This is a genomic window from Kangiella sp. M94 (genome assembly GCF_054926195.1).
Window position 1 is genome coordinate 932,924 of the sequence record NZ_CM142903.1, and the last position, 25,181, is coordinate 958,104.

Genomic DNA, 25,181 nt, shown 5'->3' on the forward strand with positions numbered 1-25,181 from the left:
CAAGACATCCAATTGCCGTCGTATATTTGCGTGGCTGTATAACGCGCAGGAGGTCTTATGTTTCAATCATTATATACAAGCACTAAACTATTTAAGGTCATCCTTTTCTCCTCTCTATTTGCTGTACCCCTGACTGTGTCAGCTGACGACAATTTACTTGACGGGCAAGCCTTCGAGATCGAAATGTTGGCAAAGGGCAGTGATAAACCTGTAGAGAATACGCTGACTTTTAAGTCCGGAACCTTTTTATCCGCAGTATGTGTTAAGCATGATTTCCCACAGTCTAAATATCTGTCGTATGAAAAAGATGGAGTGACTCATTTTGAGGTCGATGCCAAAAGTTACACCAAAGGTAATATGAATTGGAAGGGGACGGTGAACGAGAAGGGTGAATTAGAGGCTAAGGCTGCTTGGCATAAGCCTGATGCTGAGAAGCCAGTAGAGTTTCAAATAAAGGGCCATAAAAAGAAATAGATTTTAATAACAACAAAGCCGCAGATTTCTGCGGCTTTGTTTATGACTTCAAAGTTTAATCTAAAGTCATTACATGGTGTCAGTACTGATACCTAGTGCTGTTGTGGGTTCGACATACTCAAAGCCCAAGTTTTCAGCGACGGAACGCTCAGTGACTTTTCCACGGTACACATTCAGGCCGTTTAACAAATGTGGATCATCCGCCAATGCTTTTTTATAGCCTTTGTTAGCAATATTAATAATGAACGGAAGAGTTGTATTGTTTAGTGCAAAGGTCGATGTGCGGGGCACCGCGCCAGGCATATTAGCAACACAGTAATGCACCACATCATGCAGAATATAAGTTGGATCCGCATGAGTCGTTGCCTTAGATGTCTCAAAGCAACCGCCTTGGTCAATTGCGACGTCAACCAATACTGCGCCAGGTTGCATGCGTTTCACCATATCTTCGGTTACCAGTTTTGGAGCTGCAGCTCCTGGAATAAGCACGCCACCAATAACGAGATCCGCTGAAAGCACATGCTTTTCTAAAGAGTCGTGGCTTGAGTAAACGGTTTCCACTTGTGAGCCAAATTCAGCATCGATGCGACGTAATGCATTAACATTACGATCAAGCACAATAACGCGTGCACCCAAACCAACCGCCATTTTTATAGCGTTAGTGCCGACAACACCAGCACCAATGACTACCACTTTGGCAGGTTGAACACCGGGTACTCCGCCCAACAACATGCCACGACCACCGTTGGATTTCTCTAAACATTCAGCACCCGCCTGAATTGACATACGTCCAGCAACTTCTGACATTGGAGCCAGTAGTGGAAGGCCGCCTGCTGCGCCTGTCACGGTTTCATAGGCGATACACACAGCACCAGACTTAACCAGGTCTTCTGTTTGTGGCATATCTGGAGCCAAATGAAGGTATGTAAACAGAATCTGACCGTCGCGTAAGTGCTTACGCTCATTGGCTAGAGGTTCTTTTACTTTCACAATCATGTCTGCTTTGGCAAACACGTCTTCCGCAGATGATGCGATAGTTGCGCCAACTGCTTCATAATCTTCATCAGTAAAACCGATGCCGATACCAGCATTGGTTTCAACGATAACTTGATGCCCATGAGCAATCACTTCTCGAACGCTTGCTGGCACCATTCCCACGCGATATTCGTGGTTTTTAATTTCTTTAGGGACCCCAATCAACATATTTTTAGCTCCAATAAATCAAGGTTTGCCTCGAAAGAGGGTTGCGCTATTATAATGACGAAATCAAAGAATTGTTTGCTGTTATTGGTTATTTTGTAGTATAAAACACTAAATAAGTATGTTTTTAGCAAGGAAAATACTTTGAAAGTTCAGAGTGATAGCAAGCAGATATTGGACAGAATTGATCTGCGGATCCTGAATGAGTTGCAGCAAAATGGTCGGATCTCCAACGTTGAATTAGCAAAGCGAGTAGGGCTAAGTGCAACGCCATGTCTCGAGCGCGTTAAAAGACTTGAAACGAACGGGTTTATTGAAGGCTATTCTGCTAAATTGAACCCAATGAAACTGGCCGCTTCATTACTGGTTTTCGTTGAGATTCGTTTATCTAGAACCTCGCCTGATGTGTTCGAAGAGTTCAAACAGGCGGTCACCATGCTACCAACAATTTTAGAGTGCCATCTGGTGTCCGGTGATTTCGATTATCTATTGAAAGCTCGGGTAGCGGATATGAAAGCCTATCGTAAGTTGTTGGGTGAAACCCTGCTCATGTTACCGGGCGTCAGCGCATCTCGATCCTATATGGTGATGGAAGAGGTGAAGGAAACTAGCTTGTTGCCTATTAATCCCGATAAGCGCTAAAGGATTGTTCACAGTTCAGAATTCGCCACAATTAACTGCTTGAGATAGCTGAAACATGCTTTAGAATAACTGCAAATTATGAAAGGAAAGTATTTTGAGTAAAACAAAAACTAGACAATCAGCTACTCGAAAGTCTCCGCAAGCGTTGGAGTCTAAAGCGATCCTGCGCAAACGTCTCAGTGAAGGCGGTATGATCCTGTTGGTCACTTTAGCATTATTCTTTTTATTGGCTTTATTGACTTACAATCATAATGACCCCGGTTCATTTACCAATGGTAATGGCGGTCCCATTCAGAATTCTGCCGGTAAGGGTGGAGCCTGGTTTGCTGATTTCTTTTTGCACTTGTTTGGCTATTTAGCCTATTTAATCCCAATTATCTTCGCCTATTCTGGCTATATACTCTACACCGAACGCAACATTGAGCACGAGCACCCCAATGCATTCTGGGCGGTAAAAGGTCTTGGGCTCTTGATGGCGGTAATTGGTGGTGCAGGCCTATGCAGCTTACATTTCTTTGATCCTGAGATTCAGCCAAGCTATACCTCTGGCGGTATTTTGGGCGAGTTTATTATTAGTTTGACAATAGACGGACTGGGTTTATATGGCACCACCCTTATTCTATTGGCGTTGTTTTTGTCTGGCTTGACTCTGTTCACCGGGATTTCATGGTTAAGTATCATGGACAGGGTTGGTGTATGGTTTGTACAAAGTTGGAGCAAGCTCGTTGGTTGGTATGAAAATTTTAAGGATCGCAAACAAGAACAAAAGTCAGTCAAAGAGTCAGTGGTTAAGCGTCAGGAAGCGCTTAAACAAGAGAAAGTGAAACGCGAGACTCGAAGCCCAGTCAGAGTTGAGCCTAGAGTAGTGCCGTCACCAGCCCCAGCCAAAGCGGCGGCGAAAGCAAAGCAGAAGCGTTTGTTCGATGATGTACCTGTTGGGCCAATGCCGGCCATGGAGTTGTTGGACGAGCCTGAACCACCTAAGAACCATTTCTCGGAAGAGGCGCTTGAAGCGATGTCGCGCCTGGTTGAATTGAAGCTAAAAGACTTCGGTGTTGAGGCGCAGGTTATGGAAGTCCATCCAGGTCCTGTGATTACCCGTTTTGAGCTGGAGTTAGCACCGGGCGTTAAAGTTAGTAAGATTTCCAACCTGGCGAAAGATTTGGCACGTTCGCTATCAACGATTTCGGTTCGTGTGGTTGAAGTGATTCCCGGCAAAACTTATGTGGGGATCGAGATTCCTAATGAGTCACGTGAAATTGTGCGCTTACGCGAAGTCCTGGCCTGTGATGAATTTGAAAAAGTGAAATCACCCCTAAGCATGGCGCTGGGAAAAGATATTGCGGGTAACCCAGTTGTCGTGAATATGGCTAAGATGCCGCATTTGTTAGTAGCGGGTACTACAGGCTCCGGTAAATCGGTCGGTGTTAACGCCATGATCATCAGTATGTTGTATAAATCATCCCCGGATGATTTACGACTGATTATGATTGACCCCAAAATGCTTGAGCTCAGTGTCTACGAAGGTATTCCACATCTATTATGCGAAGTGGTCACTGATATGAAAGACGCCGCCAATGCCTTGCGCTGGTCGGTGGGTGAAATGGAACGCCGCTATCGCTTGATGTCAGCGTTAGGCGTGCGTAACCTTGCCGGCTATAACAAGAAAGTGTTAGATGCCATTAAGGCTGGTGAGCCAATTAAAGATCCGATATGGCAACCAACCGATGGGCTGGAAGAAGAGCCGCCAACATTAGAAAAGTTACCATCGATTGTTATTGTTATTGATGAGCTTGCTGACATGATGATGATTGTCGGTAAAAAGGTCGAAGAGCTTATCGCCCGTATTGCACAGAAAGCGCGTGCAGCTGGTATCCACCTGATTCTAGCAACGCAAAGACCGTCAGTTGATGTTATCACCGGCTTGATTAAAGCGAATATTCCTTCACGTATTGCCTTCCAGGTTTCGTCAAAAATTGACTCACGCACCATTCTCGATCAAATGGGCGCCGAGCAATTATTAGGCATGGGTGACATGTTATACCTGCCCGGAGGCTCCAATATTCCAACGCGGATTCATGGTGCCTTTGTTGATGATGATGAAGTACATCGTGTCGTTGAAGACTGGAAGCAGCGTGGCGAGCCAGATTATATTGATGAAGTTATCACCGGAAGCAGCGAAGTGCCCATTCCAGGTATGCCAGGGATGGATGGTGATGAAGACAGTGAACAGGATGAGCTCTTTGATCAAGCAGTTGCCATTGTTACAGAAACACGTCGTGCCTCTATTTCAGGTATTCAGCGTCGCTTAAAGATTGGTTATAACCGAGCTGCACGAATGGTGGAAGCGATGGAGGCTGCCGGTATTGTGTCGGAGATGGGTTCGAATGGGGGGAGGGAAGTTTTGGCTCCTCCACCACCAAAAGACTGATCCAGCTAGTTTGTTTGCCAATACTTTGTTGTTCTTTATTATGTAGTGTCGTCATTTACAAGAGCGTAAACTCCTCACGAAAGAACACAGATGGCTGCACCACTGACGCTGGATGTCGCATAGCCTTCTATAATTGAGAAAGATGTTAAGGCCTAATTCAGTATGATTAGGCTATAAAGTAGTTAACTTTGACCAGATTATGGTATCTATAATGATTAAAAGTATAAAAAATCGATTAACCCAACTTTTTTCTGCGGGTGCTTTATTATGTTTTAGTACTTTGGCGGCTGCTGATGCGCCACAGGAATTGGAAAAAAAGCTAACTGCGATTGATAGCTTTAAGGCCGACTTTAGTCAGGTCATCACGGATGAGTTCGGTACTTTGATTGATGAGTCTTCAGGTTATTTCGAACTGCAAAGACCTCAGTTATTTCGCTGGGTGGTGAAAGAGCCATTCGAGCAGCAAATTATCGCTGATGGCGTTAACTTGTGGCAGTTTGATATTGATATTGAACAGATTAATGTGTCGAGTCTTGATCAAACTTTAGCTAATTCACCAGCTGCTTTATTAAGCCAGGCGCAACTTGATGTAGCAACGAATTATGAAGTGGCTGCAGTTAAGGGCCAACAGGAAGGTGTGATGATTTATCATCTTATGCCTCGCGACCCTGATGCTTTATATGAAGTATTAATCATTGAGTTTAATGGCGATAATCTGGTTGCGCTACAGGTTAAAGACAATCTAGGCCAATCAACCTTGGTAGATTTCACCAATGTGGTTATGAATCCTGAGTTTGAAGAAAACCATTTTGAGTTTGAAATTCCGGAAGGTATCGATGTTATAGACAGTCGCGAATCAGCCGAAACTCAAGAGCTTGAGGAAGAGACTTTCTAATATCTCATGAGCGGGCAATCAAACTTATTTTCAAACTCTCCACTCAATGCTCCATTGGCTGACAGGCTACGTCCAACATCTTTAAGTGATTATGTTGGGCAGGAGCATCTTCTTGCATCAGGAAAACCTCTACGCCAGGCCATTGAAACACAACGTCCATTTTCCTTGATTTTCTGGGGACCTCCCGGTACCGGCAAAACCACCTTGGCGCGCTTAATTGCACAAAGTTCTAATGCCCATTTTATTACTATTTCAGCAGTTTTGGCTGGCGTAAAAGATATACGCGCGGCAGTGGATGAAGCGCGTCAATATCAGTCACAGGGTAAGCCAACTATTTTATTTGTTGATGAGGTGCATCGCTTCAATAAAGCACAGCAGGATGCTTTTTTACCTTATGTAGAAGATGGGACGCTGACTTTTATTGGTGCCACAACCGAGAACCCTTCTTTTGAATTAAATAATGCACTGCTGTCCAGAGCACGCGTATTTGTGCTAAAGGATCTGTCCAAAGATGCTTTAGACAAACTGATCAGTCGCGCTTTGTCTGATGAGGAACTTGGCCTTGGCAAATATCATCTATCAATTGCTGATGACAGCCGAAAATATTTAATTGATGCTGCTGATGGTGACGGCCGTCGCCTACTAAATTTTTTGGAGTTAGCCAGCGAACTTGCCCTAGCCAAAAACGAAAGCTCTCCAGTTATTGATGATGAAGTTTTAGAAGAAACTCTGACTCAATCGTTACGTCGTTTTGATAAAGGTGGTGAGCACTTTTATGACCAGATTTCAGCGTTGCATAAGTCAGTGCGTGGTAGTGATCCTGATGGGGCGCTTTATTGGTTTTGCCGCATGATTGATGGTGGTTGCGAGCCATTGTATGTAGCGCGTCGTGTTGTGCGTATGGCCAGTGAAGATATTGGTAATGCCGATCCGCGAGGTCTGACGCTAGCGCTGAATGCCTGGGATGTTCAGGAGCGCTTAGGTACTCCAGAAGGTGAGTTAGCCATAGCGCAAGCGATTATCTATCTTGCCTGCGCTCCAAAGAGTAACGCAGTCTATAAGGCTTATAACAATGCGTTGCGTGATGTCAGAAATGAACCGACCTATGAAGTGCCGCTACATATTCGTAATGCTCCAACCAAGCTGATGAAAGAATTGGACTACGGAACTGAGTATCGCTATGACCATGATGAGCCTGATGCTTTCTCTGCCGGACAAACTTATTTGCCCGCAGAAAAGGGCGATACTCGGTATTATTACCCCGTGGATAGAGGGCTGGAGAAAAAGATCGCTGAAAAGCTGGCCTGGCTCAAAACTAAAAGCGCTCAATACAACAAGGGGAACTCATGAATATAGCCGTAATTGCTAGCATAGGTCTTGGCGGAGCTCTTGGAGCCATCGCTCGATTCAAGTGCCGTGATCTGGCCGAGTGGCTCTTTGGTGAACATTATCTATGGGGAACCTTGCTTGCCAATGTCATTGGTTGTTTTATTGCTGGTTTCCTATTAATCTTTTGGCAAGCAGCACAAGTTTCCAATAGCGTACGTTTTGGCATTGTTATTGGTTTTCTTGGTGCTTTGACCACTTTCTCAACCTTTTCCGTGGAAACCTTCCAGTTGATGCAACAGCACTTGTGGCTCAAGGCTGGGCTTAATATTAGCGGCAATTTACTACTTTGCATGCTTTTCGTGTTTTTTGGTGCTTGGCTTGGTGGTAGAATGGCCGCCTGAAATTTACGGCAAACCTATAACGGATTCAAAAAAGACAATGCTTGACCCTAAACTATTACGTACCGACATTGATGCTGTTGCTAAGAATCTGGCAAAGCGTGGTTTTGAGCTTGATGTGGAGCAATACAATAAACTTGAAGAAGAGCGTAAAGCTATTCAGGTTGAAACTCAGGAATTGCAGAATGAGCGTAACTCAAGCTCCAAGTCGATAGGGCAAGCCAAAGCGCGTGGTGAAGATATTCAGCCTTTGTTAAATCAGGTTGCCGACTTAGGAAGCAAGCTTGATGCTGCTAAAGAACGCCTCAATCAAGTGATGACTCAGTTAGATGAGATTCACTACGGCATCCCAAACCTGCTGGATGATTCAGTCCCAGAAGGCAAAGACGAGAGTGAGAACCTTGAGATTCGTCGTTGGGGCGAACCGCGCCAGTTTGATTTTGAGCCTAAAGACCACGTTGAAGTGGGCGAAGCCTTAAACGGCTTGGATTTTGCCAGTGCCGCAAAAATTGCTGCCAGCCGTTTTATCGTAAAAAAAGGTCTGGTAGCCAAGTTACACAGAGCATTGATTCAGTTTATGCTCGATTTACACAGCAAAGAGCATGGTTATGAAGAAGTATACGTTCCTTATATGGTCAATGCCGAAAGCTTAACCGGTACTGGTCAGCTGCCTAAATTTGAAGAAGATTTATTTAAGGCACAAGGCAAAAATCAGGATGACCGTCCTTTGTACCTGATCCCAACCGCCGAAGTGCCAGTTACTAACCTGGTTCGTGATGAAATTGTTGAAGCCGACCAGTTACCTTTGCAGTTTGTGGCGCATACGCCATGTTTCCGCAGTGAAGCCGGTTCTTATGGTCGTGATGTACGCGGTCTTATTCGTCTTCACCAGTTCGAAAAGGTTGAATTGGTCCATATCACTAAGCCTGAAGATTCAATGGATGCGCTGGAACGCTTGATTAGCCATGCTGAGAAAGTGTTGCAGTTACTTGAACTACCATATCGAGTAGTGACACTTTGTTCTGGAGACATTGGCTTCGGTGCTACAAAAACCTACGATATCGAAGTATGGTTGCCAAGCCAGAATACCTACCGCGAGATATCCTCTTGCAGTAACACCGGCGACTTCCAGGCAAGACGCATGCAAGCTCGCTGGCGTAACCCAGAAACCGGCAAACCAGAGCTGCTGCACACCTTAAATGGCTCGGGATTGGCTGTGGGGCGTACTTTAGTGGCGATTTTGGAAAACAATCAAAATGCCGATGGGAGTATTACTGTTCCAGAAGCTTTAAAGCCTTATATTCGTTAACAGTTACTATTAGCTCGACTACCAAGCCCAGCATTGCTGGGCTTTTTTATGCTTTGGCTAATTGAATATCTTGTAGATATCTTATACCAACGCCTTAAAATTTAGTTCGATAGTCAATGAAAACATAGAGTTAGATACTTATGCCTTAAAAATCTAATGGTTTTCATGAATTTATCTTATTTTATATTCACATTTGCATTTAATTTGCTTAGACTGTCGGAGTTTGTTTTTTTAGGTTAGTGGCGAAAAAACAAGCTGTTTAGGATTTTAATAACTTATTAAAAAGAGAGGGTTCTGATGACAATTAAAAATAGTCGCATTGCTAATGCTGTCAAAATGGCTTTATTAGCAACCGCTTCTGCCTCTTTAGCTTTCAGCGTGCAAGTTAATGCTGCGGAAGAGCAGGAAGAGGGAGCAGAGGAAGATAAGGTCGAGAAAGTAACAGTTATTGGTTCTCGTATTAAGAGAACTGCGATTGAGGGGGCTCAGCCTGTAACCGTCATTACTAACGAAGACATGGCTGAGCAGGGGCATGTTACGGTTTTTGACGCTCTAACAAACTTAACTCAAAACAGCAGTTTCCAATTTGAGGGGCCTGAGTTCTCCAGTGGCTTTACTCCAGATGTGCAAACATTAAATTTAAGAGGTATCGGTGTTGGTAATACCTTATTGCTACTTAATGGGCGACGCATTTCTTCTTATCCAGCTGCATATCAATCTGATACATCTGTATTTAACTTTGGTGCTATTCCGGCGGCAGCTGTTAAAGAAATTCGTGTATTGAGCACAGGTGCTTCTGCTATTTATGGTTCTGACGCCGTTGCAGGGGTTGTTGATATTATTCTTAGAGATGATGTCGATAGTACTACAGTCAACTTGATCGTTGGTACCCCAACAGAAGCAGATTCCAATCCATTGGATACTCAATTCAAGCTTGTTACCGGTAAGACTTTTGATAATGGTAATGTAACCCTTGCTTATCAGTATACCGATAGAGACTTGATTACTTCTGGGGAGTTCGATGATTACGACTCAGATCTTGACTACCCATATGGAGACGGTGTCCTTACACGCTATGTACTGGGCCTAAACTGGTGGGATAACCTAAATGGTCGTGAGTATTACGTCGACCCTCAGGCGGGCACTTGTGAGTCAATGGAAAATGGCACGGAGCGAGCTTTTAGGCCAGTTGCCGGTTACTTCTGTGGTGATGATGGTGCCGCTCAATCTTCTTTCAGAAATGCCAAGGAGTCTCACTCTTTATTTGTGCATGGCGATTACCGATTAAATAATGATGTGCAGCTATTTGCCGATATTTTGTATTATCAAAGTGAGTCAGCTAATAACAGTCATTACTTATTCATATCAGAAGATATTCTTGATACTTCTACTATTGTAGATACAGGGTTTGGTTTCAATTATTACGATTGGTTCCTTGCTCAGCGCTTATTTACTGAAGAAGAATTAGGTATGAATTTGGATAGTCAGTTCGAAGATGAGTCTTTGAGCTTTACTGTCGGTGCCAATGGTTTCTTAGGTGAGCACCAGTGGGAAGCTGCACTTAATCGTTCTGATTATGAATATAATTCAGCGAGCCCTTGGTGGAAAGCTGAAGAGGTGTTAAATGTATTCCTTGGCGACTACCTGGGAACTGGCTTCTTTGGGGATGACTGGTGGTCTGGAACAGGGGTTCCATTTGGTTTGCGTGATAACCTTTTTGCGCCTCTAGACGACACAACTCGTCCTTTAGTTCAAAATGCTATCGGTACGCATACTTACGGTAATGAAACATCATCAACCAGTGCAAACTTCAATATTACGGGTGATTGGTTTGATAACTGGGCTGGAACGGTAAGTTATGCTGCAGTTTTTGAGTATGAAAAGCAGGACTTCAAATTTGTTCCTGATGAGCGTATCTCACAGGATCCGCCATTACCCAACCTAACAGGTTCTGGTTGGTGGAAGCTAACAGGTTATCAAGGTGGCGGTGACAGAAGTCGATATGCAGTAGGTGGTGAGCTATTGATTCCGCTACACGATACTTTTGAGCTGAACTTAGCTGCTCGTGTTGATAGTTATGATAGCCAGTCATCATCAATTGGAACAAGAACGACTCCTTCCTTGAGCTTTACTTGGAGACCAATAGATGAGTTCTTGCTTCGTGGTGGTTATACCGGAAGTTTCAGAGCGCCTGACCTAAATCAGGTGTATACAACCACAGGTTTTTATACCGGAGGCACTGATTTAGTGCAGTGTTATGAATCGTTCCTATTTGAGAATGGTTTAACCCCAGGCGATCTTCCTCCATCAGACTTTGATATCAGTGGATGTACTTCATCAACGATATTTGCTGAACGTGTCGGTGCCCAAGAGCTTGGCGGTGAGCCACTTAAAGATGAAACAGGCTACTCAGCATGGTTTGGTTTCTCAACGGATTTGACAGACGATCTTACTATTATGGCTACTTTGAACCGTATTCGTTTGGAGGACCGTGTTTTAACTGAAAGTGCTTCTGGTCTGTTAAGAGAAGAGTGGAACTGTATTACTGGCGATGTACCAGCTGAACAGTGCGCAGACAACAATGCTAGAATTGATCGTGAGGTAGATCCAAATACTGGTATTTCTTACATCTCAAGATTAAATGTTACGCCATTTAACGCGGCTGTAACCGAGATTGATAGCTTAGATGCTAGCCTTCGTTGGGGGCATAGTTTTGATACTGGACGACTTGAGTTTAATGTTGATTATAGTCATATGTTATCTAACAAGTATCAGTCGAGTGAGGATAGCCCTGAAGTCGATCTAAGAGACGATGAGTTTCTTGGCGGGTGGGATCCTCGTTCTCGAGTTACTGCTACTATGGCATGGGCAGCTGATGACTACCGAGTGGCACTTACAGCGTTCCGCCGTGGTGGTGTAACAGCATGGCGACCAAGTCAACGTGATCCTGACAGTGATTATCGTATGCGTCCTTATATCACCTATAACTTCACGGCTAATTATAACTGGTCTGATAGTTTCTCAACTGGCTTGAGAGTTAGAAATTTGTTTAACGCTAAGCCGCCTAAAGATGAAACTTTCCAATTCTTCGATTACCCATGGTATAACCACTTTGTGTATGCCGGTGCTGGTATTGGAAGAGAGCTTTATCTTGAAGCTACTTATAATTTTTAATAGGTAAGAAGGATAAAAACGCCCCGTTATGGGGCGTTTTTTTGTTTGAGATACATTATAATCATTTGTTCCCTTAACCCCCGTAGCTCATCTGGATAGAGCGTCCCCCTCCTAAGGGGAAGGTAACAGGTTCGAATCCTGTCGGGGGTGCCATTCTTCCTTGATTCTATTTATCTCTCGTATCACAATGACTTTTATTGATGACATAAATTCATAGGATCGAGTATGCAAAATTTAAAGTTAGCTTTACTATTATCTATTACCTACTTTCTTGCATCCTGTGCCTCTGGGCCAACTGAGGATGCTGAACAGACTAAATTACAAGCTGCAGAGTTTATCGTTTCAGTTGGTGAGAAGGTTGTTTTTAAAGATTCTTCGATAGAGTTTTTAGAGATAGCCAATGATTCCAGATGTCCCAAGGGAGCCCAGTGTGTAACGGAGGGACAGGCAACGCTTAATTTTATTTACTCAACACCGACCTCAGCGGAGTCTTTCGCTGTGAATACTTCTGATGATTCCGTTCGTCAATTTGGTGATGTGACCATCGGGTTGGTGTCATTCGATCCGCAACCTTCTGATGATGCCAAACTTGATCCGCAAGATTTTGATACGCGTCTGATTGTGTTTGAAGAGGGGGCTTTGGATGATGTGACCATTATTGATGTTCGCACAGAAGGTGAATATAACAATAGTCATTACTCCGGAGCTGTTAACCTACCGGTGGATACTGTCGCTGAGCGAATTTCGGAGCTGGATTTAGAAAAAGACCAAGTCATAATTGTTTATTGTCGGTCTGGGAATCGAGCCGGTAAGGCTAAAGACGCTTTAAAGGAACTGGGTTACACCGATGTTTTAAATGGTGTTAATGAAGATAGCCTGGATAAGTTATTGGATTGATTATGAATGGAAAAGTATTAGGTATCGGTGGTGTTTTCTTTAAGTGCAAAGATAGAGAAGCACTAGGCGAATGGTATGATAAAGCTTTGGGTTTTAAGATCGATCCCAGTTATGGCGGTACCAGTTTTCCTGCGACAAATATCCCTAAAGAGGGCTATACCGTTTGGGGAGCGTTTAAATCGGATACCGATTATTTTGCACCGTCGCAAAAAGACTTCATGATTAACCTAATGGTCGATGATGTGGCAGCCTGTATTAAGCAGGTTATCGCTAATGGTGGTAAGCAAGTTGGCGATATTGCTGTGGAGGACGGTTTTGGTAAGTTTGCCTGGTTTATGGATCCGGAAGGAAACAAAGTTGAATTATGGCAAATGCCAGAGCAACAATAAGTAGCTCCTCTTGTTACGAAAGTGTTACGAAAAAGCCCAGCGAGTTGCTGGGCTTTTTTATTGAAGTAGGGTGTCAGAACTGAGTAATACGTCCGTAATACTCCGGACGACGGTCTCTGAATAAGCCCCAGCTAGCACGTTGTTTCGCTACCTGGTCTAAGTCAAACTCCTGACAAAGAACTCCTTCACTGGTTTTATCCATTTCTTGGACTTTGGCACCAAATGGATCCGTGATAAATGATGAGCCATAGAAAGTGATGCCACAGGTTTCACCCTGTTCAGTGCCTATACGGTTTGAAGCCACTACAGGAATCATGTTGGCGCCACTGTGGCCTTGCATTACGCGTTGCCAGTGCTCACGTGAATCCCAGTTTGGGTCTTGTGGTTCAGAGCCAATCGCAGTGGGGTAATAAATCACTTCAGCACCTTGCAAGGCAAGAATGCGAGCTGCTTCCGGGAACCATTGATCCCAGCAGATAGCTGAGCCCATGCGGCCAAACTTGGTGTCCCACACTTTAAAACCTGTATCACCGGGTGAGAAATAAAACTTTTCCTGATAGCCGTGTCCATCTGGGATGTGCATTTTGCGGTAGTTATCCATAATGGTACCGTCAGCATCGATCATGGCCAGAGAATTAAAATGGGCATTACCGGCTTTTTCAAAGTAGCTGATTGGTAAAACGACACCTAACTGTTTAGCAACCGTAGAAAAATGCTGTAGTACACGGCTGCCAGGGTATGGCTCAGCCCAATCGAAATATTTAGGGTCCTGATCTTTGCACCAGTAATAGCCTGCAAACAATTCCTGCAAAAGAATGGCGTTTGCGCCTTGTTCTGCTGCTTGCTTGACTAGCGTTTCGCCTTTAGCAATGTTCTCATCAAAGTCTGCACTGACCGCAAACTGGGTTGCTGCAAAAGTTACTTTTCTCATAGTGTTTTCACCTATAAAGACTCGAATGTATGAGCTGATTAAATTTGGGGTTGCTGCATAGTTATGCAGTGAATGCCACCGCCACCGACTAGAATTTCGTTGGCATTAATTTGATGAATACTTCGATGAGGAAACAAGTCTGTTAATACAGATTTTGCTTCATCATCTTGTTTGCAATCGAAAGACGGCATAATGATTGCATCATTGGCAATATAAAAGTTTATATACGAAAGAGGTGCGCGAAGCCCATCTTCATAACGCGCTTCAGGCTCAGAGATCTCAATCAGTTTCAAATTATTGTCGCGAAGAATCCTGCGGTTGTCTTCGTAGATACTATAGTTTTCGCTCGATGCGTCACAGTTTTGACTGATGACTAAATCACTCTCAATAAAGCAGGCAATATTGTCGATATGCCCATCAGTATCCACATCGCCAGCAACACCTTTCTCCAACCATACGATCCGGTCAGCACCAAACTGCTCCAGTAAAACCTCTTCAATCTGTTGCTGGTTCATTGATGGGTTACGGTTAGGGTTTAGCAAACACTCTTTGGTCGTCAAAATAATACCTTGCCCATTTGAGTGAACCGCACCGCCTTCTAACACCATATCCAGCTGACGCGATTGGCTACCGCTATAGTTGATGATTTTGTCAGCAACTTTGGCATCATTATCATAAGGTGAGAACTTATTGCCCCAGGCGTTAAATTGAAAATCTAAAGCCAATGGTTTGCCGTTTTCAGCAATCCAGATTGGAGCTGTATCGCGCGTCCAGCTATCATCAATTGCCATCTCCACCAAAGTAATGGAGCTACTGAGTTTTTTTGTGGCAAAAGCTTTATGCTCAGGCTTAACCAGCATAAACAATGGCTCATAGTCAGCAATTGTATTAGCTACTTCAGCAAAAGCTAATTGTGCTTTCTCTAAACCATTAGTCCAAATTTCAGTGCGACACGGCCAGGCCATCCAGGTAGCTTGGTGAGCTTCCCATTCTGCTGGCCAACGTCTATTCAACTGAGTCATTTCAGTCTAATCCTCTAAATAGCTGTAGCCATAAATACCTTCACGTAATTCTGCCAGGTATTGACGTTGTTGTGCTTGCTCAAGGTTGCTTGCTTTGAGCTGGCGACGGTAAGATTCCAATATTGATTTTGCATCGAAATCGACATACTCGAGCATTTCATCAACACCAGAGCCGTAGTCAGTGCCGGTGATTTTGATTTCGCCACTTTCAGTAAGTATCAGATCGATGGTGTGGGTATCACCGAACAGATTATGCATGTCACCTAAAATTTCCTGATAGGCACCGACCATAAAGAAGCCGAGCAAATATTCATCGCCTGGTGTGTAAGTAGGCAGTAGCAAAGTAGGGGTAATGCCCTGTGCATTAACATACTGCTCCAATACGCCATCACTGTCACAGGTGATATCCTGAATAATCACGCTTTCTTTTGGCTCATCTTTCAGACCGACTAACGGCATCACTGGGAATATCTGATCAATCGCCCAAGCGTCGGGCAAGGACTGGAATATTGAAAAGTTAACGAAATATTTGCTCGCCAGTTTTTCATTTAATTCGTCTAACGTATTTTGATGCTCCTGAATTTCGGGCACTAATTTTTCTTTCACCAGCATTAAAATCATACGGTGCAGGCGCTCAGCCATCGCTCGTTCGGCCAAGGACAATACCTGGTGGCTGAACATGCCTTGAGCTTCTGTCAGCAAGTATCCGGCATCATGGAAGCTTTCCATCAGCTTACGATTATCTTTTGGGTTAAGTGCTTCTTGATAGCTTTCCCATAGATTCTGCAAAATCAACGGCGCATCTTCGGAAGGGGCTTCTAACTCGACTTTTTCAGGAGCCTCAGAATCAATCACATTGGCAATCAGTACCGCATGGTGTGCAGTTAGAGCGCGTCCAGATTCTGTAATAATATTTGGATGCGGCAGGTCATTCTCATTAGCAACATCATAAAAAGCCCACACCACGTTATTGGCGTATTCAGACAAGCTATAGTTGATTGAGCAATGGCTTTGGCTGCGAGTACCTTCATAATCAACACCAAGACCACCACCAACGTCTACGGTTTCGACAGGCACGCCAAGCGCATGCAGCTCAGCATAAAAACGAGCACATTCCTTAAGTGCATTCTGGATGTCACGAATTGAGGTGATTTGTGAACCCAGGTGGAAGTGCAATAGTTTGAATATGTCCACTTGGTCGCTGGCTTGAAGCGTCTCAACCAAACGCAAAATCTGGCTGGCGGATAAACCAAACTTTGAGTGATCACCGCCCGAGGTTTGCCATTTCGATTCGCCCTTAGAGGCTAAACGAGCGCGCACGCCAATAGTTGGCTTAACGCCCATGCTTTCTGCTTCTTCCAGCACTAACTGAAGCTCTGTCAGCTTTTCTACGACGATATAAACCTTATGACCAAGTTGCGTACCAATTAAAGCAGTACGGATGTACTCACGGTCTTTATAGCCATTACAGACAATGGTTGAGTTGGTGTGCTCAGATAGAGCAAGAACAGCCATCAACTCTGGTTTACTACCAGCTTCAAGTCCAATCTGCTTGTCGTTGTTATTGTTAATTGCTGCCTGGCTTTGCACAATTTCTTCGACCACGCGACGCTGCTGATTGACCTTTATCGGATAGCAGATGGTATAGCGGCCCTGAAACTCGTATTCTTTGATCGCCTGATTAAAAGCTTCGCACAAACTATTGACGCGATTATGCAAAATATCACCAAAGCGAAGCAGGGCAGGCATCTGAAAGCCTTTCTTTTGCAACTCTTTGCAGATATCTGAAAGCTCAAAGTTAAACTCTGGACGGTTGCGATTTGGCTTTACCACCAGATTTCCTTGCTCATTCAAGTCGAAATAGCCTTCGCTCCAGTAAGGAAGGTTGTAGTGGGCGCGGGCTTTGTCAATTGACCATGCGTCTTGTAGCTCTAATGGCATTAGATTTCGATCTCCTTAAAGTCCGACAGAGTGCTGTCGATACCGTGAAAATAGATAAACTTTATATACCTTGTTAGCACATAAAACTATCATTTCTATACATCAGATACAAAAAAGGCGAACTGTCTAAGTTCGCCTTTTGGTCTTCTTGCACGCTTTACTTGAGCGCCTCAATCACATATTGGGGCAGGGCAAAGCTGGCGACGTGCAGTTCAGGGTTATAGTACCTGGTACTAAAGTTAGCCTTACTAAATCGCTCTCGAATGGTCTCGACCGAATGCTGACGTAACGTTGCATCATCACTACCCCAGGAAAGCGTCATATTACCACCGATATAAGTCGGTACCGCAGTAACATAGAACCAGCGATCCTGGAAAATACCCTGGAAGCGATTGTAAGTCGTTTTGACTTCATCAATCTGCATGAAGCTAACACCGTTCTGGGTTGCTAATACGCCACCTTCATTCAAGCTGTTTTTACAGCCTTGATAGAAACGTGAGCTAAAGAGCACTTCGCCCGGGCCTTCCGGATCGGTTGAGTCAGAAATAATGACATCAAACTTTTCACCGTTCTCAGAAGTAGCATTATTCACAATAAAGTCAACGCCATCAGCAATCACAAGATTAACCCGCGGATCATCAAAAGCACCGTCAGAGTGCTTCGGAAAGTATTGCTTACACATATCCACAACGGCAGCATCAATCTCTACCATCGTGACCTGTTCAACTTCAGGGTGACGCAATACTTCGCGTAGGATACCGCCATCGCCGCCACCGATAATCAAGACTCGTTTTGCATTGCCATGCGCAAAAAGCGGCACATGAGTCAGCATCTCGTGATAAATGAACTCGTCTTTCTCAGTGGTTTGAATAACCCCATCCAGCGCCATCACATTGCCAAACTGATCATTTTTAAAAATGATCAGGTGCTGATGATCGGTTTTACTTTCGAACAAAACTTCATCAACAATGAAGCTCTGCCCGTAAGTACTGTACAGGGTTTCGATAAATCTTTTTGCCATGTCGATTAATTGCCTTAGGCTTTATTTCTCAACTTGTCCACGCAAGATTTCACTCACTTCGATTTTCGAAGGGTGGAATGCTTTGCGCAGGATTTCTACCGCTTTATGAGGTTCAGCGTCACCACACATAAAGACATCGAACGCAGCATAATCGCGCTCTGGCCAAGTGTGCACACTGATATGTGATTCTGCTAAAACGGCAACACCTGAAATTCCGCCATTAGGTGTGAAGTGGTGCATGTGGATGTGCAACAAAGTTGCGCCACATTCAACTACAGACTCACGGAAAGCTTGTTCCATCAGTTGTAGGTTATCAAGCTTTGACGCGCCCCAAAGATCAATGATCAAATGAGTGCCCGCAAAAATTTTGCCGTTTCTGTGTATGAAATGATCGTTTCGCTCATCGTTCTCGTTGACGTTCTTAAAAGAAGGCCACTGAGTTTCTGTTGCGCCAGTAGGATCAATCTCTTGGTTATAGTCGAAGTCTTTATACACTTCTTTAATCTCCTATACAGGGAAGCCATAAACAAGCTTATTTACAAATTTCTGGGGGCGTAACGATAGAAACTTCCCAGACCTACCAGGCGTGCTGACTATGTCATGTTGGCCCGAAGGGCTCATCATGCGCAAAAAATAATCAATCAGCACAAAATGGAATGTGCTTTATACTTTGTTTAGCGAAAAATGCAAGAAAATTCGAGTGGAAATAATGAAAAAACTACCGGTTATAAATTGGTTGTGAAAGAATGCAGCCTTTGTATCCCGATAAAATTTAAATGCATTTATCAAGATATCTAAATAACTAGTTGATTTTAAAAGAATGAATACGCACTATTGGCGCTTGGTTTTGTTGGCTGTTTTAGCTGTCTTTTTGATGGCTATGGTGCCGGTTATTATCAAATATATTGAGGTCGATCCGTGGCTGATCGGAGCTTTTCGGCTTGCAGTCAGTGTCGTTGGCCTGGTGTTGCTTGCCGGGTTAACCCGAAAGCCTCTTATTGCACGTCGTGAGAACTGGATATTCATCTTTTTATTGGGTTTAGTGTTCGCCACCCACTGGCTCACTTATTTTTATAGTATTCAACTTTCAACAGCTTCTATAGCTGCGATTGGCGTTTCCACCTTTGGTGCGCATTTACTGCTGTTGGGCTGGCTTGTACATAAGCAACCTCCACACTGGCTGGAGCTTTTCTGTGTATTACTGGCTTTTGTCGGCGTTTATATGGTTGTGCCTGAATTCGATATTAATGACGGCATGACTATCGGACTTATCCTTGCGGTGATATCCGGTTTCTTATATGCCTTGCTACCCCTCATGCATCAGAAATATCGTCATATTAATGGTGAGCGACGAACTTTTGGTCAGTTCTTTGTAGCTATGGTTATTTTCAGCTTTGGTCTACCACAGGTTGAATGGGGGATTCCCAAAGAGAGTTGGGTAGGGCTAATAGTGTTGGGCGTTGTCTGTACGCTGGTAGCTCATAGCCTTTGGATTAAGGTAAGTACCGAGTTGAATCATGTAGTCACTTCGGTGGTTTATTATCTTTATGTTCCTATCGCCATGCTGTTCAGTTTTGTCTTTTTGGATGAGCTTCTATCACCCCAACAGCTATTTGGAGCTGGGTTGATTATTTTTGCCAATATTCTTGGTATTTGGTTCCGTTCCAGCCGTAAGCATAGTTCTGTTTTATAGGCAGATACTCCAAGCTATTTTGGGAGCAGCATATGTTTATCCAGTACTATATCTTTTTGTATTTTGTTGATATTCTTCACATCATTATTCTGCACCGTTCCTTGCTAAACGTGAAGATATGGTGCATTTAGACATGACAGAATGTTATTCATCAGGGCTAAGTTGTTAAGGATAAATAATGATATGATGCGTGTACGACTTGTCATGTAAAGACATTAATGCAAATTTGCTGTTTTTTATCTTATAGTATATGAGATAAACAATAGATTATGTCATAATGTACCGATTTATATGACAGTGTATCAAAACAAGAAGGCAGTACTGTGAGTAAAACATTATCCCGCTCAGAATTAGCTCTCATTGACCGCGAAGGCGAGCGAATTAAAAACGGCCTATCCAATTTAGTCGATGACTTTCCAAATCATGCCAAAACCATCACCGGTATGGCTAATTGGCTCAATGCTAACAAATCTACCTGTCAGAGAATGGTAGAAACTATCAATAAAGCAGTGGATGGGCTTCAGGTCATTCACTCACTCCCTGGTCCCGCAGGTTTACGAGGTTTTATTGATTTGGCAGAGGAACATAAAGTGAATGCCAAGTTAGTAGAAGAAGCCAGAGCTATGGTGGTTCGCTTTGAAAACCTGATTTATGAATACTCTCGAAGTCACTCAGCACTGAAAGCACTTATCAAATCTTCTGATAAGAGTGCCCAAACTCAGGGTAATAAGTCCGATCAACGAAAAGCACTTTTTGAAGCATCTCGAGCGGTTACAGGGGAGCAGATGGAAAATCTGTTCTTTGCCTGTATTCTTAAGGAGAATGAGCTAGACCATAAGTTCTTGCAGCAATATACGTTGACCTTTTTTGATAATTGCGAAAAAACTGAAACTGCACGTCCTTTGGTCATTCCGGTTGGTCCTTCTGAGCAAAAGCTTGAGTTAGGAAAGCCAGAACTTATTTCTCAGGATGATAAAGTGGCGGATAAACTGGCTAGCGTCTCATTAATCGAAGAACTGACAAGTCCCAGTGTCGTTAAGAGCATCGATGAGTTCACTCGTGGAGAAAACTCAGTCATTATTCCGGCAACACCAGAACAAGCCGATGGTTTTAACATTGCAGCCATGAAAAATTATCCCGAAGAGCAATTGGGTCCTTTTTACGGCGGTAAGAAAGCTAGCTGCGTTAGTGTGCAAGTAAGAACGCCAGTTAAGAGTTTGTATATGGTGTGCTTCCTGGAGCGTAGTTATGCCATGCGCAGTGTCGCTAACGCGGGTATTTATTCGATGAATACTCAGCTGGCAACAATGATTACGAGTCCTGACGCTCTGTGGTATGACCGTTTTCATGATGAAGCTGATTTGGTTCTTTCGAGCAACGATACAAATTTTTCAGAGAAGCTAAAGTATCCAATGGCCAATGAGCTTGTGGATACGCTATTTACCGTGACCGGATGTGATCGCAAAGATTACGCTGCTTATCTGGTGAGAGTGGATTATCCAATCTGGTCGACGGCTTACCGTATTTATTTCCAATATGCGATTGATTAGCGACTATTTTTAACAGGCATAAAAAAAACGGGCTATAAAGCCCGTTTTTTTATTCAAACTTCTTTAAAAGTGTCTGAATTATTTGTTTTTTGCATCTGCTACACGTTGACGTGCTAATTCATCAGCAATCACGTTAGTAGGGCGTCCGCTAAGCTTCGAGGCTTCGAACACTTCAGTTAGAGTGCCATAAATCTCATCAACTTTGGTCAACGCAGCATCACGATTATAGTTTTCTTCGAATGATACGTTAATGATACCACCAGCATTGATGACATAATCAGGTGCATACAAGATACCTTTGCTAAGCAGAATGTCGCCATGACGATCTTCGGCTAGCTGGTTGTTTGCGGCACCGGCAATGACTGATGCTTTAATCTGTGGAAGAGTGTTGTCATTAATGACTGCACCTAAAGCGCAGGGTGCATAAATATCAACATCTAAACCATAGATATCATCAATACCTACTGCAGTCGCATTAAACTCGCTTACTACGCGTTCAATGCTTTCTTTGCTGATATCGGTAACAAATAATTTGGCACCTTCTTCATGCAAGTGTTTGCACAGGTAATAACCTACATGGCCTAAACCCTGTACGGAGATTTTACGACCATTTAAATCATCGCTACCAAATTTATGTTTGGCTGCTGCTTTAATACCTTTATAAACGCCGTAGGCAGTTACCGGAGAAGGGTCACCTGACTTGCCTTCCAAACCTAAAACGTAATTGGTTTCTTTATTGACGATGGCCATATCGTTTGGATTGATACCCACATCTTCCGCAGTAATGTACTTACCGCTTAACTTCTCAACAAAGCGACCGAATGCACGGAATAGCTCTTCAGATTTCATGGTCTTAGAGTTACCGATAATGACAGACTTGCCGCCACCCATTTTCAGGCCAGCCATAGCATTTTTGTAAGTCATGCCGCGCGATAGGCGTAAAGCATCAATCAGTGCGCCTTCGTCAGAGTTATAATCCCACATACGACAACCGCCAACCGCTGGACCCAGGTTGGTGTTGTGAACACAGATAATGGCCTTCAAGCCAGAGTCAACATCACGACAAAAAACGATTTGTTCGTGATCGTCGTATGCACGTAGATTAAAAACTGCCATAAAGAACTCCTTTAATAAGGATATAAACAAGGGAAGCCGCAAAAATTGCGGCTTCAATTAAATACAATGATTAACCCAGGTCGAACTTGATGCCCTGAGCCAGAGTGGGTTGGTCACCCCAGAAGATGGTGTTAGTTTGACGACGCATGTACGCTTTCCATGCATCAGAACCAGCTTCACGACCACCGCCAGTTTCTTTTTCACCACCGAAGGCACCACCAATTTCAGCACCAGAAGTACCGATATTGACGTTAGCGATACCACAGTCAGAACCTAGCGCAGAAAGGAACTTCTCAGCAACTTTCATATCACGTGTGAAGATAGCTGAAGAAAGACCAGCTTTAGAGTGATTTTGCATCGCAATAGCTTCTTCAGTCGTTTCGTAAGTCATGACGTAAAGAATAGAAGCAAAAGTTTCTGTTTGTACAACATCCCAGTGGTTTTCGGCGCGAATAACCGTAGGCTCGATGAAGAAACCTGGGCCATCAATCGCTTTACCACCAACTAGAACTTCACCGCCAGCTTCTTTAGCTTTAGCGACTGCATTCTCGAAATTCTTAACGGCATTAGCATCAACTAGCGGGCCCATCAATGTATTAGTATCTAATGGGTTGCCAATTTTAACTTGCTTATATGCATTAACGATTGCTGGGATAACTTGATCCGCAACATCTTTGTGTACGATTAGGCGACGCGTTGAAGTACAACGTTGACCGGCTGTACCAACCGCACCAAATACGATTGCAGGAACTGCAATGTCCATATCTGCTGTTTTATCAAGGATAAGTGCGTTGTTACCTGAAAGCTCAAGCAAGCTTTTACCCATACGCTCAGCGACTTTAACGCCAACCATACGACCAACTTCACTTGAACCTGTGAAAGACATTTTCTTAACGCGAGCGTCTTCAATGAAACGCTGTGATAACTTATTCTCTTCAGTATCGATGAACAAACAGAAGATGCCTTTAAGGCCTGCTTCTTCTAGAACTTTGTTACAGATGTTTTGTACAGCGATTCCTGTAAGAGGAGTCTTTGGAGATGGTTTCCAAACCACTGTATTACCACAGATAGCTGCGATGAAAGCGTTCCAGGACCAAACGGCAACCGGGAAGTTAAACGCCGACATAACACCAGTGATACCTAGTGGATGCCATTGCTCGTACATGCGGTGCTCAGGGCGCTCAGAGTGCATGGTTTTACCATACAACATACGAGATTGACCTACGGCGAAATCTGCCATATCAATCATTTCCTGAACTTCGCCATCACCTTCGGCTTTGATTTTACCCATTTCAGCAGAAACCAGGCTACCTAAAGCATCTTTGTGGTCGCGTAAGGCATTACCAATTTTGCGAACAAGCTCACCGCGTAGAGGGGCTGGAACTTTACGCCACTCGTCAAAAGCAGCTTCAGCTTCTTGCATAACTTTATCGTAATCTGTTGCAGAACTGGCGTTAACTTTGGCAATTACTTCGCCAGTTGCAGGATTGATCGATTCAATTACCCCTGCGTCTTGAGTGTCGGTGTAACCTTGGCCCCAACTTGCTGACTGGTTGACGGCTTCGATACCTAGCTCTTTCAAAAAATCCATAAATACCTCTAAATTCAGTTAAAACTACACTAAAGTAACTAAGTTTAGACTACTTTAGCGATAAATAATTTTGCGGCGCTACCATACCACCAGAGGGCAATTTTCGCCAGTTAATTTTGGTTTTGCTGGTTAAAGATTAGTCAATGATTGCGCTGGTCAGAGCTGTTATATCGGCTGGGGTTATGGGTGGTTGTTAATTGATTAGATTTATTAATGAAAAGGCGCATTTTTGTTGAAACACGCCTTTATAGCTCAAGGGGTTAGCTCGATGAGTTGATTGGGAGCTTAGAACTCCCACCAGCAAGTTTCCCACCACTCCAGGAACTCATCGAACTCAATATGGGTATCGTGGTTTTTATCTACCAAATCAAAACCGCGCTTAACCTGTTCAACCGTTGCATCGGGTGACAAAACCCTCAGCAGGCGTTCGAACTCCTTGAGATCGATTTGGCCGTTATTATCCGTATCGAAATAATCAAAATGTTCTTTAACGTCTTGAATATATTGATCCGTTAATGGCTTCATTGGGTCTCCTTAGCCGATTTGGGGTTAGCAGGATGTGAATGAATTGAATTATTCGTCTTCATAGGCAAAGCTGTCTTGAAGATTGGCGTTAGCCTCCGCGACACTAAAGTGATTTGGGGAGAATCCTTCACCGAACCATTCTTTAACTTCTTCATGCTCAAAATGGTTAGGCGAGCGCAATACATTGAGCAGGTGCTCGTAACCTTCCACACCACCTGCGTCTTCAGGAGGGCAGTTATTTTTACCACCAATGCACTCAACGTAGGTATCGGGTTTAGCTTCTAAGAATTCGATGAGAGTGATTTTATGATGCCAATGGTCAGCAAAGTCATAGGTATACTCAATACTGTCATCTTTGTTTTTAAAAACATCGGTGATAGTAATGTTGGCCTCATTTTGCCACTCTTCATCACCATCTCCTTCCGGGTCGATATATCCATAACGTTTTCCGTTTATCAGAAATTCGTGTTGCTGATAATCTTCCCAACCAAAAATGGCTTGAATGGCATAATGAAGGTCTTCGAGGTTAGCGTTCGGATCAATGATGATATCCCGCCAAACCGGAAGGTTAAGGTGTTCCAGTTCGATATGCAGGTGAAGCATGTTTTGCGTTTTAGTTGACATGTTGTCGTCTCACAAATGAAGCCGTCTAT

At 43.7% G+C, this 25,181-nt stretch carries 22 protein-coding genes and 1 tRNA gene; 13 read left to right on the top strand and 10 right to left on the bottom strand.

Annotated features, from left to right (window positions below; translation table 11 throughout):
• Positions 1-57 precede the first annotated feature (57 nt).
• Positions 58-474, top strand: a complete 417-nt coding sequence (locus ACYTXU_RS04335) for a hypothetical protein (protein WP_462208627.1) — start codon at positions 58-60, stop codon at positions 472-474.
• Positions 475-543: 69 nt separating this feature from the next.
• Here the strand turns inward: ACYTXU_RS04335 and ald are convergent, their stop codons facing one another.
• Positions 544-1,677, bottom strand: a complete 1,134-nt coding sequence (ald, locus tag ACYTXU_RS04340; protein WP_462208629.1) for an alanine dehydrogenase — start codon at positions 1,675-1,677, stop codon at positions 544-546.
• A 141-nt stretch (positions 1,678-1,818) separates the two neighbouring features.
• Here ald and lrp point away from each other — a divergent pair, with 141 nt between their 5' ends.
• The 10 genes from lrp (at position 1,819) to ACYTXU_RS04390 (ending at position 13,138) form a co-directional block, all read left to right on the top strand.
• Positions 1,819-2,316 carry a leucine-responsive transcriptional regulator Lrp gene (lrp, locus tag ACYTXU_RS04345; protein ID WP_012801051.1) on the top strand — a complete coding sequence of 166 codons (498 nt, stop codon included), beginning with the start codon at positions 1,819-1,821 and terminating at the stop codon, positions 2,314-2,316.
• Positions 2,317-2,410: 94 nt separating this feature from the next.
• Positions 2,411-4,747 (top strand): DNA translocase FtsK, encoded by a 2,337-nt coding sequence (locus ACYTXU_RS04350; RefSeq protein WP_462208632.1) that lies wholly within the window; start codon positions 2,411-2,413, stop codon positions 4,745-4,747.
• Positions 4,748-4,958: 211 nt separating this feature from the next.
• Entirely contained in the window at positions 4,959-5,642 is a 684-nt protein-coding gene (gene lolA, locus ACYTXU_RS04355) for an outer membrane lipoprotein chaperone LolA (RefSeq protein WP_462208634.1), read from the top strand.
• A 6-nt stretch (positions 5,643-5,648) separates the two neighbouring features.
• Positions 5,649-6,992 (top strand): replication-associated recombination protein A, encoded by a 1,344-nt coding sequence (locus ACYTXU_RS04360; RefSeq protein WP_462208635.1) that lies wholly within the window; start codon positions 5,649-5,651, stop codon positions 6,990-6,992.
• A complete protein-coding gene (gene crcB / locus ACYTXU_RS04365; protein WP_462208637.1) occupies positions 6,989-7,372 on the top strand; it encodes a fluoride efflux transporter CrcB in 384 nt (127 codons plus the stop codon). Before ACYTXU_RS04360 ends, crcB begins: the two co-directional genes overlap by 4 nt.
• Positions 7,373-7,409: 37 nt before the next feature.
• Positions 7,410-8,678, top strand: coding sequence for a serine--tRNA ligase (gene serS, locus ACYTXU_RS04370; protein ID WP_462208639.1), 1,269 nt, complete (start codon positions 7,410-7,412; stop codon positions 8,676-8,678).
• A gap of 297 nt (positions 8,679-8,975) precedes the next feature.
• Positions 8,976-11,852: a TonB-dependent receptor plug domain-containing protein gene (locus ACYTXU_RS04375; protein WP_462208641.1), complete on the top strand. Its 2,877-nt coding sequence runs from the start codon at positions 8,976-8,978 to the stop codon at positions 11,850-11,852.
• Between the two features lie 76 nt (positions 11,853-11,928).
• Positions 11,929-12,005 (top strand) — tRNA-Arg (locus ACYTXU_RS04380).
• Positions 12,006-12,077: 72 nt separating this feature from the next.
• A complete protein-coding gene (locus ACYTXU_RS04385; protein WP_462208643.1) occupies positions 12,078-12,749 on the top strand; it encodes a rhodanese-like domain-containing protein in 672 nt (223 codons plus the stop codon).
• Positions 12,750-12,751: 2 nt separating this feature from the next.
• Positions 12,752-13,138, top strand: a complete 387-nt coding sequence (locus tag ACYTXU_RS04390) for a VOC family protein (RefSeq protein WP_462208644.1) — start codon at positions 12,752-12,754, stop codon at positions 13,136-13,138.
• 73 nt (positions 13,139-13,211) lie between these two features.
• Here the strand turns inward: ACYTXU_RS04390 and aguB are convergent, their stop codons facing one another.
• The 5 genes from aguB to speD form a co-directional block, all read right to left on the bottom strand.
• Entirely contained in the window at positions 13,212-14,069 is an 858-nt protein-coding gene (aguB, locus tag ACYTXU_RS04395) for an N-carbamoylputrescine amidase (protein ID WP_462208645.1), read from the bottom strand.
• Between the two features lie 38 nt (positions 14,070-14,107).
• Positions 14,108-15,091 carry an agmatine deiminase family protein gene (locus tag ACYTXU_RS04400; RefSeq protein WP_462208646.1) on the bottom strand — a complete coding sequence of 328 codons (984 nt, stop codon included), beginning with the start codon at positions 15,089-15,091 and terminating at the stop codon, positions 14,108-14,110.
• Between the two features lie 6 nt (positions 15,092-15,097).
• Positions 15,098-17,032, bottom strand: a complete 1,935-nt coding sequence (speA, locus tag ACYTXU_RS04405; protein ID WP_462208647.1) for a biosynthetic arginine decarboxylase — start codon at positions 17,030-17,032, stop codon at positions 15,098-15,100.
• Between the two features lie 157 nt (positions 17,033-17,189).
• Positions 17,190-18,053, bottom strand: coding sequence for a polyamine aminopropyltransferase (gene speE / locus ACYTXU_RS04410; RefSeq protein WP_462208649.1), 864 nt, complete (start codon positions 18,051-18,053; stop codon positions 17,190-17,192).
• A 21-nt stretch (positions 18,054-18,074) separates the two neighbouring features.
• On the bottom strand, positions 18,075-18,548 hold the full coding sequence (gene speD, locus ACYTXU_RS04415) for an adenosylmethionine decarboxylase (protein ID WP_012801063.1): 474 nt from the start codon (positions 18,546-18,548) through the stop codon (positions 18,075-18,077).
• Positions 18,549-18,873: 325 nt separating this feature from the next.
• Between speD and ACYTXU_RS04420 the strand changes: the two genes are divergently transcribed.
• Both ACYTXU_RS04420 and ACYTXU_RS04425 read left to right on the top strand, forming a co-directional pair.
• A complete protein-coding gene (locus tag ACYTXU_RS04420; RefSeq protein ID WP_462208650.1) occupies positions 18,874-19,746 on the top strand; it encodes a DMT family transporter in 873 nt (290 codons plus the stop codon).
• 323 nt (positions 19,747-20,069) lie between these two features.
• On the top strand, positions 20,070-21,296 hold the full coding sequence (locus ACYTXU_RS04425) for a hypothetical protein (protein ID WP_462208652.1): 1,227 nt from the start codon (positions 20,070-20,072) through the stop codon (positions 21,294-21,296).
• A gap of 78 nt (positions 21,297-21,374) precedes the next feature.
• Here ACYTXU_RS04425 and ACYTXU_RS04430 read toward each other — a convergent pair whose 3' ends face one another.
• The 4 genes from ACYTXU_RS04430 to ACYTXU_RS04445 all read right to left on the bottom strand — a co-directional run bounded on the left by ACYTXU_RS04430 (position 21,375) and on the right by ACYTXU_RS04445 (position 25,152).
• Positions 21,375-22,412, bottom strand: coding sequence for a Glu/Leu/Phe/Val family dehydrogenase (locus ACYTXU_RS04430; RefSeq protein WP_462208654.1), 1,038 nt, complete (start codon positions 22,410-22,412; stop codon positions 21,375-21,377).
• A gap of 70 nt (positions 22,413-22,482) precedes the next feature.
• A complete protein-coding gene (gene amaB / locus ACYTXU_RS04435; RefSeq protein ID WP_462208656.1) occupies positions 22,483-24,003 on the bottom strand; it encodes an L-piperidine-6-carboxylate dehydrogenase in 1,521 nt (506 codons plus the stop codon).
• Positions 24,004-24,288: 285 nt separating this feature from the next.
• The gene (locus ACYTXU_RS04440) at positions 24,289-24,528 is read right to left on the bottom strand and encodes an EF-hand domain-containing protein (protein WP_462208658.1); all 240 of its coding nucleotides are present in this window, start codon (positions 24,526-24,528) and stop codon (positions 24,289-24,291) included.
• A gap of 48 nt (positions 24,529-24,576) precedes the next feature.
• Positions 24,577-25,152, bottom strand: coding sequence for a plasmid pRiA4b ORF-3 family protein (locus ACYTXU_RS04445; RefSeq protein WP_462208659.1), 576 nt, complete (start codon positions 25,150-25,152; stop codon positions 24,577-24,579).
• Positions 25,153-25,181: the final 29 nt, after the last annotated feature.